Below are 12,383 nucleotides of genomic sequence, written 5' to 3'. Positions count from 1 at the left end.
ACTATCAATAAGACGAACAGATGAAGTAATATGTTTCTTCTTCCAAAAATAAATATGACATCACTTCTTGACACTCACGTAACGTGATAGCTTAACATGATTTCTGAAGGGAGGTTGGATATAAATGAGAGTAAAGGAAGTCGCTGAACTCGTGGGCATCAGTGTACGTACCCTCCATCATTATGATGAAATGGATTTGCTTAAACCTGAGACCATTACGGACTCTGGTTACAGGCTTTATTCAGATGCAAACTTAGAGACCCTTCAGCAAATCTTGTTTTTTAAAGAGCTTGGCTTCTCTCTAAAACGAATTAAGGGTCTTCTTGATGACCCTTCCTTTGACCATGAAGAGGCGCTCATCATCCAGAAACAAATGTTGTTAGAAAAACGGCACAGACTTGATCAAATGATTAAAACGGTGGAAAAAACGATTCAACATATGAAAGGAGAGATTCAGATGACGAAAAAAGAAAGATTTGAAGGCTTTGACTTTAGTGATAATCCTTATGAACAAGAGGCTCGCGAACGCTATGGTGATCACGCTGTTGATGAAGCGAATAAGAAAGCAAAAGGATTCTCAAAAGAAAAGCAAGATGAGATCAATAACCTCTACCGTGAGCTTGCAGCGATCCGCCACTTAGACCCTTCTACTGATGAGGCACAAGAAGCGATTGGGAAATGGTTTACATTATTAAATAAAATCGGTACCTACTCGCTAGACGCCTTTAAAGGCTTGGGACAAATGTATGTGCAAGATGAGCGCTTCACAAAAAACATCGATCAATTCGGTGTGGGCCTAGCCCAGTTTATGTGTGATGCGATGGGAATTTATGCGGATAAAAGAAAAGCGTGACCACTATTTAGAAGCTATACAGATTCTGATCTGTATAGCTTTTTTATGAGGAATGATCATCCCATGAGGTCATTCTTAATAGATCCCCATCAAAGGAATTTTTATGCTCAGTCTATTTCTGTTTATGAATGAATCTCCAAAAATGCTTTGACTTTTCATAGAAAATGATGTAAATTACCAAATGTACGAACGATTTTTTATTGATCTAATTCAAATATTCGTTTTTAGGGGTGTAACCATGGAAAATGTTTTTGATTACGAAGATATTCAACTGATTCCAGCAAAATGTATAGTAGATAGTCGCTCTGAGTGTGATACAACTGTTACATTAGGTAAACATACATTTAAAATGCCAGTAGTACCTGCGAATATGCAGACGATAATAGATGAAAAGATTGCGGTTGCGTTAGCAGAGGATGGATACTTTTATATCATGCACCGTTTTGAACCTGAAAAGCGAGTCGCTTTCATTCAAGATATGAAGTCACGTGAATTGATTTCATCAATTAGCGTCGGAGTTAAAGCGGATGAATATGATTTCATTTTACAATTAGCGAAAGATCAATTAGTTCCTGAATTTATTACCATTGATATTGCACATGGTCACTCAAATGCAGTGATAGAGATGATTCAACATATTAAAAAGCACTTACCTGAAACTTTTGTGATTGCGGGTAATGTTGGTACACCAGAAGCTGTAAGAGAGCTTGAACATGCTGGTGCCGATGCCACGAAAGTCGGAATAGGACCAGGGAAAGTATGCATCACAAAAATCAAGACTGGATTTGGAACTGGTGGCTGGCAATTAGCCGCTCTTCGTTGGTGTGCAAAGGCAGCAAGTAAGCCTGTGATTGCCGATGGCGGAATTCGTACACATGGTGATGTTGCGAAATCAATTCGTTTTGGAGCTTCAATGGTGATGATCGGTTCCCTTTTTGCAGGTCACGAAGAATCCCCAGGTATTACAATTGAGAAAGACGGAAAGCTCTACAAAGAATACTTTGGTTCAGCTTCAGAGTTCCAAAAAGGTGAAAAGAAAAACGTTGAAGGTAAGAAGATGATTGTCGAGCATAAAGGTTCACTAAAAGATACATTAGTTGAAATGGAGCAAGACCTCCAATCGTCTATCTCTTATGCAGGTGGTAAGACGCTAGAAGCCATTCGTCATGTAGATTATGTTGTTGTGAAGAATTCCATTTTTAACGGTGATAAAAGTTTTTAATTATTGTTAGTTTAAGCCAGCCTCCCTTACGTTTAGGAAGGCTGGCTTATTTTGTTTTAATTGCTTTTATCAGCTTCTACTTTCTTGAAATAATTAAGTGCTTGGTACAGTTTTGAGAATGTTGGGAATTTGGATAAGTGAGAGTAGTTTTTATGGATGGAAGGTACAATGGTAGGATGCAAGCCACATAAGAAGACGGTGACCCCCATAAATGCCAACGTATTGACTAAGTGATCAATAATTTCTGCTAGTTCATCATCTATTGATCTGAGAGAAGAAAATTCAATTGCCAGACAGTCGAGCTTTAAGGCTTGGCATTGCATGACCGTATCGTGTAAAATGATTTCCTTTTGAGAATCATGTAAAACACTTTGCAGTGGTAGAATCCCAATTTGCTTGGTAAGGGGAATAACATTGATCGTCAATTGCTTAATTAACTCTTCTGCCTTCTGCGATGCACGGACCTGCTCCGTCACGTCCTCAATTTTTGTAATCAGTAAATGAATCTCGCCGTCATCATGGAATTTAACTTTCGTATAGACTTTCAATATTAAATCTTGGCCCTTCCAGTGAAAAGGGACGTGTTTGTATTCGACATCTTTCCTGGTTTTGATTGATTCTGTAGCAATCCGAAGATCCTCTTGCACATCAGGAAATAATTCATGTAGATGCAGGCCAACGACCTCACTTGATTGCACCTCGAATAATTCTTCATATGCTTTATTTATGTATTCAATTTCTAATTGCCCATTTGTAATGATGATGCTTTCTTCTATTAGATCAAGCGCTGTACGATACATGGCAATCCTCATTTCTACTTTAACCTACTAGTAATATCTCTACATTAATTATGATACATTAAAACCACTAAATCTACATTATTTTATTATATTGTTACTTTTATATGGTTTATCAACGTGCAGAAGCGTAATCTTGCTACCACTCTTTGGGTTAGAATCCATTCACCCATTAATTGCCATAAAAAAAGAGGTCGGTATAATTGCAACCGCCTCTGGTGCTTATCTATTAAATCCACCCTCTGAATGAATCACCTGACCGGTAATCCACTCGGCATCTTCACTGACAAGGAACTTAATCGCTTTTGCTGCATCTTTAGGTTCTCCCACTCTCCCAGAAGGAAACATCGGCTTTAGATTACGCTTGATTTCTTCCGTCATCCATCCTGAATTGGTTGGCCCTGGATTAATTGCATTAACTGTAATCCCTAAATGGCCGACCTCTGCTGAGAGTGTGAGAGTTAATGCATCAATGGCTCCTTTAGTGGTCGCATAGGCTAATTCACCAGGCATCGCACCTTGAAATTGCCCTGATGTTAAATTGACAATGCGGCCACCCCTCTTTTTCGTAAACGTTTGCGCAAAATGACTACTCAATAAGGTCGTCGCACGAATATTAACCAAATAATGATTATCTAATTCTTCTGCTGTAACAGTAGTAAAATCCGAATTGGTAGAATAAGCGGCATTGTTAATCAAGATATCCGGAGCTCCAATCTGTGCCCGGACTTGTTGAAATAGCTGATCAGGTGCGATCGTCTCCGATAAGTCGAGTTCCATACATGCCACTTGTACATCCAACTTCTCCAACTCTTTTTTTATCATCATCGGCTCATCTACAGCAACCTCATAGGGCATTTCCTTATCATAATTCGTCCAATATGTAAAAAAGATCTGGCAACCAGCTTCAGCTAACTCCTTACAAATCGCTGTACCAATTCCCTTTAGCCGACTGACCCCTGTTACAATCGCAATTTTCCCTTCCAATGGTTTCATACATGTCCTCCAATATGACTTGACCTAAGCTGTCACCATCATCACAACGACAACAAAATACCAACAAATGCCTACGACTGCTATGCCAATATATGCAAACCCGATTAGTTTAAGAGATTTATTATAGCCTTTGTTAATTGTCACTGCGATCATATAACTAAATATGGAGATCACTAATGGGGCAAACCAAAGCATCTCCCCAAAGAGAATAGGCAAAGTAGTATTTGACATAAGCCTTTCATAGATAAAGATAATAGCAAATAACACACTAATAATCGAAAAAATCTTAGCAGAAAGCTTCAAAAAATATCCCTCCTTCATTCGTTTATCTTACCATAGTTAAAAGGTCAATCCTCTACAAAAAGTGTGGGTAAATCTCATATAGAAAAAACGCTTCTGTATGGGCAGAAACGTCTATTGGAACCTTATCAAATTATGAAATTTTAATCTAAAAGGCAATCTGCACTCCAAGTAAAATCACAATTAATCCATACACACCCATAATCATCCTTAGCTTATATGCTTTTGGTTCAGCACTATAACGATATTCTGTATATGTTAAAAAAGCTATCCGGAGAGAAAAAGGGATTAGTATAAACCAGATTAACGACTCACGGTAGAGGTCCATCGCAATGACCATTGAAAAGATGAAAGCTAGATAAAGAATACTGTCTATCCACTTATGTGATTTCTTGCTTAACTTGAATGAGTCCGTATCCCCTACCCTTAAAAGTCTCCTAGCTCCCCTATCTACTTGCTTAGCTAGAATAATAGCTAGAATAAAATAAATTATTTTTTAAAAGTAACATATAAAGTACGATCAGCTCCCTTGCGCTCCACTATATACGATTCAAGCATAAAGATGTTTCAACACTATTCATTTGTTAGATGATACTACCGAACAAAATAACAAGCGCACTACAGAAAGTAAAGAAAGAAGCCAACCAATAATGTTGATATTCATTCACTTTTCTTTTAAACTTCCAATGCTCTATTCCTCGTAAAAAATGGAGAATAGAGAAAAACATTAGCATGATAAAAGATTGTAGCATGAGTAATCCTGTTACTACACTTACAATCATACATACAATAAAAGCAACAAATAAATGAATTTCCACAACTAATATAACTTGGTTCCGATCTTTAAGCATATTTTGCGTTTTAAACAATTGTTCACGAAATGATTGTTGTTTTCTTCTTCTCATCCAAAACTCACAGACCAAAAAAGCACTCAGAAGAATTAGTAATAAACCAATTACGACTAGGTCCTTTAGTTCAAAACCCACTCTGACCTTCCCCCTTGTTGCAGCTTGTTTATCCCATAATTAGTAGCTCTACCTAAACATTACCATAATCTGAGAAAATGCGTACACAAAAAGAGCGTCCCTACTAAAGTAGAAACGCTCCTCACCTCAATATTTAGTCGTCCCGAACCCAGCTTCTAGCCATTTCTTCTTCATCTTTTGCAAAATGTCGCATATCCATATTCGTCATTTTATCACTTACTTTAGATACATACTCTGCTAAATTGGAATCACTAACTAATGCATATTTTTCGATTTGAGATAAATGCTCTTTCGCAAATTTCACTCTCTTATCAATGGCTGAAAGTTCTACTCCCGCCATTTCATTCAGGCGAACGAGCAACCTAATCTGACCATACTCATTAATCAACCCTTTTAATTCCTCTAGTACTTGCTCGTTCTCTTCTTCCGTTATTTTGTCATCGACTTCATACTCGACAATGTTCTCCTTACTTGTGGAAAGTTTACGAATCATAAGAAGCACCTCCATAAAGATTGATGTTAGACACGCTTTATATGGTCCATCACGATCTTACTCTTAGGTAAACTAGGTATATCCGTCATGCTAAAGGCTAAATCTTGTTCTGGCATATCATAAGTCATTTGATTGACGAGATGACTTAAGCTCACCTTCATAATATCAATCGTAATCCATTCGCCTGCGCATCGATGGCCAATGTCAAATTCGCCTCCACCTTGAGGAATGAAATCAAATGGGCTGCCATCCCATGTTTTAAAGCGGTCAGGATCAAAACGATCAGGATTCTCCCAATCTTCAGGGTGATGATTCGTTCCATATAAATCAAGGAGTGTCATCGTACCTTCTTTAAACTCGTATCCTTCCCATGTGAAATCATCTCTCACACGTGCTGCAGTGAATGGGAAGAACGGATAAAAGCGACGAACCTCTTGGACGAAACGTTGTAGGTGATCATCATCGTTCGACTTAAGCTTTTCCACTTCTTCTGGATATTGATGCACCGCAAGCGCTGTAAATCCAATATAAACCGATATAGCTACAATTGGACGTAGTAAGTTAATTAGCTCAACAGCTGCAACTTCTTTTGGTAACAAATTACCTTCTAAGTCACGGTGGAATGAAAACGTATAAAGTGCTTTATCCTTCGGTGGGTTCACTTCTTCATCCCGTACTTTTTGTACGAGTTCTTCCATCCAATCTTCAATTTTAGACCGTGCTCTTCTTCCTTTCCAATGACTAGGACCGAGGGCTGCAGCCGTTTCAAACATTTCTCCAAGTTCCTCAGCTAATTGATCAAGCTCCCCTTCTTTTACAGGGACTCCTGTCCATTTACAGGCGACCTGAGTAAGGATTTTCTTCGCTTCGTCATATAAGACAATTTTGTCTGCTTCTAACTCCCACTTAGCTGTAGCTTCACTCCATTCATTTTGCGTCAGTTCAATGACCTCTTGAAGCGAGTCCTTTGTCATAAGTGACATGAACATTTGTTTGCGGTGATGGTGTTCTTCTCCGTCTAAGCCTTGAACTCCACCTTCGCCAAAAAGCGTCTTTTGAACCCGTTTAGGAGCAGCTCCAACCCTTGTAAACTTATCATTGTCATAGAAAACCTTAGCCGCTTCTTTTCCTGTTAAACAAATCGCTTTCTCAGCCAATAATTTGGTCTCAAACACATTAGATTGAAACGTATGTCGACGATTCAAAATAAATTGATACCCTTCCTTTAATAGCTTTAAGCTATGATCCAATCCACCTTCTTTTGGCATGCTTTGATGTTCAGTCATGATATTCCCTCCAGTTATGTAAATGATTATCAAATGATGTTAGTAAACCTCTTCCCTTTTAAAGATGATTAAAACGTTTTTTCGATTCTCTTAGTATGTGTTAAAGATATCTATCTCACTATCCTATTGCGTATGTATGTAAAAAACGCTTCTGCTGAAAAACAGAAGCGTTTAGTCAAAGGATTTTATTTTATTGAGCAAAATCAATTTTCATTGCTTCTGCAATCCTTTTTGGTACATCTGTATTATCTAGTAAGCCACTAAATGAATCGGATGACGGTCCGAAAGCATAGAGAGGAACATCTACTCCGGAGTGTGCAGTTGTCGACCAGCCGACATAAGCACGTTCGCTAATAATCGTGTTAATCGTAAAGGCAATATCGTCCGCTCCTGCTGTATGGATACGCTCTTCCTCATCAGAAGTTAGGTCAATATTCGCATATGTTCGTAAAATCTCTTTTGCATTACTACGATCTTCATTTAATTGACTGCTCATGTAATCACCAGTAGCTGTAACATCATGAAGGATTTCCACTTTAGATAGATATTCATCGTATCCTCCAACCGTCATCCCACCTGTATCATGGTCTCCAGCTACTACGACTAACGTTTTACGGTCTTTCTTTGCAAATTCCAATGCTTCTTCTACAGCCTCTTCAAAAGCTTCGGAGTCTTTCATCGCCCAGGCTGCATCATGTGCATGTCCTGCCCAGTCAATTTGGCTTCCTTCAACCATTAAGAAAAATCCCTGTTTATCCTTTGAAAGTGTATCAATCGCACCCTTTGTCATTTCTGCCAAGCTTGGTTCATTTGTTTCATCACGATCTAACTCTGGCGCCATGCCTCCAGCTGCAAATAACCCTAATACTTTGTCGCCTTTTCCATTAAGAGATCGTAACTCATCTCTTGTTTCAACAAACTGGTAGCCATTCGCCTTCGCTTCCTCTATCAAATGACGATCTGCTTGTTGTCCACCAAGAGATTTAGGTAAGAAGTTATTTTTCCCACCACCGAAGAGAACATCTACTTCATCTATTAATTGTAATGCAATATCAGCTTCGCTCCCTCTGCTTTCTACATGAGCACCAAAAACGGCAGGTGTAGCATGGGTAATGGTAGAGGTGGCAACAAGCCCTGTCGTTTTCCCTGCATCATTAGCTGCTTCAAGAATGGTATCCACCGCTTCTCCATCAGGTGTTACACTGACCATTCCATTATTCGTTTTCACACCAGTGGCCATCGCTGTACCTGCAGCTGCCGAATCTGTGACACGATTGTCTGCAGAATCTGTCTTCATCATGCCGACAAGCATCGAATCAAGGATCGTTGCTTCCCCTTTATAATGACGATAATTTGTAGCATAGCTTGAGGAATAGCCATCTGGGATCATAAAAATCACGTTTTCTACTTTCGCATTTGAATGAGGCGGAGGGCCCGCATCAACATGATGAACATAACTGAACCCTGACACCACCAAAGCCGAGCATAACGCCGTTGCCACAAATCTCTTAAACATCTTCAATACTAACTCCTCCTATAACGTAATAGATTAGGTTACAGTATTTAGTATAGAAGGTTAATATCAACTCCTAATGTAGCTAGCGTAAATGTTTATAAAGGATCCATTAACTATTTTACAAGAGTCTTACAATGTAAAAAGTGAACAAGCAGTAGCTAAGGTAGCTATCGTTTAAATAAATTAAAAGCACGCCTCTGTTAAACAGAAACATGCCTTATCATTAGTTTACGTGATACTCTTCTCTCAATATCCCCATATGTATAATATCGTGCCATTTTCCTTCTCTATATAAACTTTGACGGCTAACCCCTTCTTGTTTAAAACCTAGTTTACAATATACACCGATCGCTCTTTCATTAAATGAAAATACTTTCAATGAGATGCGGTGTAAATTAAGCTCGAGAAAGGCATAATCGAGCAGCAACTTTAATGCTTCAGTAGCATAACCCTTCCCCCAGTAATCTTTTTCTCCTATATCAATAATGCATTCAGCATTTCTATTTTTATAATCAATATGGATTAGTGAAGTAACCCCTAATGACAGCTTGCTTTCCTTCTCCTCAATCAGATAACTTTTAGATGAGCCGGCATTTAACATAACGTTCTCTACAAATGCTCTCGTTTCATCAAGAGAGTAAATATCTAGTGATAAACTAGTTGAATTCATCACATCTATATCGTTTCGCCATGTATGATACCTTTCAATATCTTCTGGAACCATTTTGCGTAGTTGCACTCTATTTGATGTAAACATAGCTTATCCCCTTTGAAATGTCATCATCATTCGTTAATAATATTCTCCAATGTTTCACGAAGTGTAGGATACGTAAATATAAAGCCTTCCCGCTCTAATCGCTTTGGAATGACCCAACGACTTTTCAAGACCAATTCTGTTTCCGTTCTTAAGAATACGGAGCCAAGCTCAAGCATCCATTTTGGAGCAGGCAAACCAAAGCGTGCATTCATTGTTGTACGTAACTGACTCATTAACTCTCGGTTGCTAACAGGTTCTGGAGCTGCACAGTTAAATACACCGGTTAGATCCTCCCTACCTCGCAAGAAGAGAACAATTTGAAATAAGTCTTCAACATGGATCCAACTAAACATCTGTCTTCCTGACCCTTGAATCCCTCCGAGTCCAAATTTAACGAGATTCAGGTAAGGTGTCATCACTCCGCCGTCTTTTCCTAATACGATCGCAATTCTTAGTGCGATCTGCCTGGTGCTTGATAAGTCGAATGAGAAGAACGTTTCCTCCCACGTTGTTGCCACATCAACAGAAAAGCCTGAACCAATCTCCCCACCATCTTCAGTCATTGGACGATCATCTGCATGTCGATAAATCGTTGCTGTACTTGAGTTCATCCAAACTTTTGGCGGGGTATCGCATGCCATGATCGCCTCTCCGAGTATGGTTGTTGTCTCTGTTCTTGAATCCATGATCGCCTTTTTATTTGCTTCGTTATAGCGACAATTCACTGATTTCCCAGCAAGATTTATGAGGAGTTCAGCACCATCTAACGCTTTTACAATAGCGGTTTGATCATTCCATGATAGATGCTGTGCTTGCCTTGAGATGATATGTATTTCGTACCCTTCCTTTTCAAATTTTTTAGCAAAATACTGACCAATAAATCCCGTTCCACCAGCTAGTACGACTTTCTTTTTCACGTTGACCGTCTCCCATCCTGTCTGTTTCTATTCTTGGTTGATGATCCTATACCCCTTCCATTATAAAACAATATCCAACATGGAAAAACCTATAAATACAAAACAAGCGAGCTTAAGTTATCTACTCAAGATCGCTTGTTGCTTTAACTAACGAATATTAAATTTAAAGCCGCAACCAAAACGATGGACATGGCTAATTTTTTTATAAAGGTTCGGGGGAGCTTTTCAAACCACTTCATACCTAGTGCGGTTCCGATAAACACACCTATGATTCCTACTATTAAATAGCTAAGCATTGTCGAATGGAAATCTCCATTTACACCATGTAGAATGATCGTCATTAAACTCGTGATCACAACTGACACTTGTAAATTGGCATGGTATGTATGCTTGTCCTTATAGAGCATTAAAAAATAAAACACAAAGAAAGGACCACCAACTGCGAATATTCCTCCAATAAAACCTCCCAAAAACCCTAGCACAATTGGAATGACTGGGCTCATTTTCGCTTCTGTGGACGAACTCTTTTTACTAAAAAATAAGTAAATGACCATCCCGATTAAAAAGAATCCGAGAATTTGCTTTAGTATATCCATATCCCCATATGTACTTAGAACAAAAAAGGAGAGAATTCGTCCTACTAGAGCTGAACCTACAATGACGATTAAGCCTTTTACATCAATCCATTTGTAAATTTTCAAGAGAATACTGCAGGAGGCAACTAAGAGTAGGGCAATCACGATTAAGGTGCTTTCTTTTAACGTAAGAAAAAGCGGTAAAAAGCCCATCACCACTAAGCCAAACCCAAAGCCACTCACACCTTGTATAAACCCTCCTACTAACACAATCAAAAAGAGAAAAATTATTTCCCAAAGCATGAACATCTATCCCTATCAAGTATTTGTCACGGTTAAAAAGTCAGTTGTACATTTCGAGGAATCTCGTTTAACGGAATTCCTTCTTTATAATAAAGCTCCGGATTTAAAATCATATAAAAGATATGGATGTTAGAGTATCCATAACCTTTCAGTAAGTGATCGATCATTGCTGCAATCGCGTCATGCGTTTCTTGTTCTCTTTGGAACATAAAAATTTCCACTGAACATGGTGTTTCAGTAATTTGGTCAACTTGGATCAGTTCGATCTTCACCGTTTCTGGTGATACATTCGCCATGATAGACATTTGCTCCGCCAAAGCGGTCGACGCATCTTTTAGTACGCTTTTATCAAACCCTTTAAACCGTAAAAATGGCATGCTTACCTCTCCTCTCGTTGTTCATGACAAGTCTCTTGTTCAATCGTGCTTAACCAATCTACTAAGAGCTTGTCTAACTGTTCTTCGGTGTCTGATGAAACTCCATCCATCAACTGCTGTTTCACTTCTGCCATCGTCCGTTCCCAAATTGGGTACTGGGCTTGTGCCACTTCGGTTAATTCAATTCTTTTCGTGCGTTTATCTCTGCCACAGACTTGTCTAACTAACCCTTTTTTCACAAGTCGTTGAACGTTTCGTGTTAAAGGCGGTGCCTCTACAGCTAAATACTCACACAGCTCACGTTGAGTTAACGTGCCTTTCGTTTTCAACGTATAGATGACAGTCCACTGGGCGCTATACAAATCAAATGGTTGCAGTGCTTGATTCGCTCGCTTTGTTAGCAAACGTGAGATCTGGTTTAGTCTGTGAAATAACGTAAGATTCGTATCGATCTTCATCACCTCATTATTCATTACCTAGGTAATTATATCATACTACCAATCTTTGCAAATGAAAAAGCCATACCTCCGGCAGAAGAATGGCTCAGGTCAAACATGCACTTATTCCGGATACGTCTCTTGTAAAAATGAAATCGATTGCTTGATCAAGGCTCTTAAGACATCAACATCAATGTCTGCAATCTTGTTAATGTACACACATGCTTTTCCAGTCGTATGTTTTCCAAAGTTCTCTAATAACGCTTCTCGATCTGGATCACCGGTGGCAAAATACAAACTGATTTTCGATTTACGTGGCGAGAAGCCAACGAGTGGCGCATCGCCTTCATGACCCGTCTTGTACTTATAATGATATGAGCCAAATCCAATAATACTCGGCCCCCACATTTTCGCTTCGTAACCAGTCGTTTCTGTAAAAATGTCTAATAATTGATAGGCATCTGCTCGTTTTTTAGGGTTGTCAACTTGCTCAATAAACTCAATTACGCTACCATCGTGTTCTTTTGTTTTCAGTTCGTACATCGTGTAAAAAGCCCCCTCCATCCGA

The 12,383-nt window shown here is 38.9% G+C and carries 16 protein-coding genes; 2 read left to right on the top strand and 14 right to left on the bottom strand.

Annotation, left to right across the window (positions count from 1 at the left end):
- Positions 1–124: 124 nt before the first annotated feature.
- Complete coding sequence (locus tag RYX56_RS00985; protein ID WP_317120273.1) at positions 125–853, top strand: MerR family transcriptional regulator; 729 nt, start codon at positions 125–127, stop codon at positions 851–853.
- A gap of 238 nt (positions 854–1,091) precedes the next feature.
- Positions 1,092–2,075 carry a GMP reductase gene (gene guaC, locus RYX56_RS00980; protein ID WP_317120272.1) on the top strand — a complete coding sequence of 328 codons (984 nt, stop codon included), beginning with the start codon at positions 1,092–1,094 and terminating at the stop codon, positions 2,073–2,075.
- A gap of 56 nt (positions 2,076–2,131) precedes the next feature.
- Here the strand turns inward: guaC and RYX56_RS00975 are convergent, their stop codons facing one another.
- The 14 genes from RYX56_RS00975 to RYX56_RS00915 form a co-directional block, all read right to left on the bottom strand.
- On the bottom strand, positions 2,132–2,875 hold the full coding sequence (locus RYX56_RS00975; RefSeq protein WP_317120271.1) for a PAS domain-containing protein: 744 nt from the start codon (positions 2,873–2,875) through the stop codon (positions 2,132–2,134).
- Between the two features lie 219 nt (positions 2,876–3,094).
- Positions 3,095–3,868 (bottom strand): SDR family oxidoreductase, encoded by a 774-nt coding sequence (locus tag RYX56_RS00970; RefSeq protein ID WP_317120270.1) that lies wholly within the window; start codon positions 3,866–3,868, stop codon positions 3,095–3,097.
- A 24-nt stretch (positions 3,869–3,892) separates the two neighbouring features.
- Positions 3,893–4,171: a hypothetical protein gene (locus RYX56_RS00965; protein ID WP_317120269.1), complete on the bottom strand. Its 279-nt coding sequence runs from the start codon at positions 4,169–4,171 to the stop codon at positions 3,893–3,895.
- A gap of 145 nt (positions 4,172–4,316) precedes the next feature.
- Positions 4,317–4,637, bottom strand: a complete 321-nt coding sequence (locus RYX56_RS25790) for a DUF4181 domain-containing protein (RefSeq protein WP_369293541.1) — start codon at positions 4,635–4,637, stop codon at positions 4,317–4,319.
- Positions 4,638–4,752: 115 nt separating this feature from the next.
- Positions 4,753–5,154, bottom strand: coding sequence for a DUF4181 domain-containing protein (locus RYX56_RS00960; protein WP_317120268.1), 402 nt, complete (start codon positions 5,152–5,154; stop codon positions 4,753–4,755).
- 133 nt (positions 5,155–5,287) lie between these two features.
- Positions 5,288–5,647 carry a SpoIIAA family protein gene (locus RYX56_RS00955; RefSeq protein ID WP_317120267.1) on the bottom strand — a complete coding sequence of 120 codons (360 nt, stop codon included), beginning with the start codon at positions 5,645–5,647 and terminating at the stop codon, positions 5,288–5,290.
- A gap of 26 nt (positions 5,648–5,673) precedes the next feature.
- Entirely contained in the window at positions 5,674–6,933 is a 1,260-nt protein-coding gene (gene cypC / locus RYX56_RS00950) for a CYP152 family fatty-acid peroxygenase CypC (RefSeq protein ID WP_317120266.1), read from the bottom strand.
- A gap of 190 nt (positions 6,934–7,123) precedes the next feature.
- A complete protein-coding gene (locus tag RYX56_RS00945; RefSeq protein ID WP_317121285.1) occupies positions 7,124–8,449 on the bottom strand; it encodes an alkaline phosphatase in 1,326 nt (441 codons plus the stop codon).
- Between the two features lie 223 nt (positions 8,450–8,672).
- Positions 8,673–9,206 (bottom strand): GNAT family N-acetyltransferase, encoded by a 534-nt coding sequence (locus RYX56_RS00940; RefSeq protein ID WP_317120265.1) that lies wholly within the window; start codon positions 9,204–9,206, stop codon positions 8,673–8,675.
- Between the two features lie 26 nt (positions 9,207–9,232).
- Complete coding sequence (locus RYX56_RS00935; RefSeq protein WP_317120264.1) at positions 9,233–10,123, bottom strand: TIGR01777 family oxidoreductase; 891 nt, start codon at positions 10,121–10,123, stop codon at positions 9,233–9,235.
- A gap of 143 nt (positions 10,124–10,266) precedes the next feature.
- Positions 10,267–11,001: a sulfite exporter TauE/SafE family protein gene (locus tag RYX56_RS00930; protein WP_317120263.1), complete on the bottom strand. Its 735-nt coding sequence runs from the start codon at positions 10,999–11,001 to the stop codon at positions 10,267–10,269.
- 32 nt (positions 11,002–11,033) lie between these two features.
- Complete coding sequence (locus RYX56_RS00925) at positions 11,034–11,378, bottom strand: DUF1904 family protein (protein WP_317120262.1); 345 nt, start codon at positions 11,376–11,378, stop codon at positions 11,034–11,036.
- A 2-nt stretch (positions 11,379–11,380) separates the two neighbouring features.
- A complete protein-coding gene (locus RYX56_RS00920) occupies positions 11,381–11,836 on the bottom strand; it encodes a MarR family winged helix-turn-helix transcriptional regulator (RefSeq protein ID WP_317120261.1) in 456 nt (151 codons plus the stop codon).
- Between the two features lie 102 nt (positions 11,837–11,938).
- Positions 11,939–12,358, bottom strand: a complete 420-nt coding sequence (locus tag RYX56_RS00915; protein ID WP_317120260.1) for a DUF1801 domain-containing protein — start codon at positions 12,356–12,358, stop codon at positions 11,939–11,941.
- Between the last annotated feature and the right edge of the window lie 25 nt (positions 12,359–12,383).

Source organism: Alkalihalophilus lindianensis (assembly GCF_032843265.1).
Lineage (GTDB): Bacteria > Bacillota > Bacilli > Bacillales > Bacillaceae_D > Alkalihalophilus > Alkalihalophilus lindianensis.
This window is presented reverse-complemented; position numbering and strand designations above follow the sequence as displayed.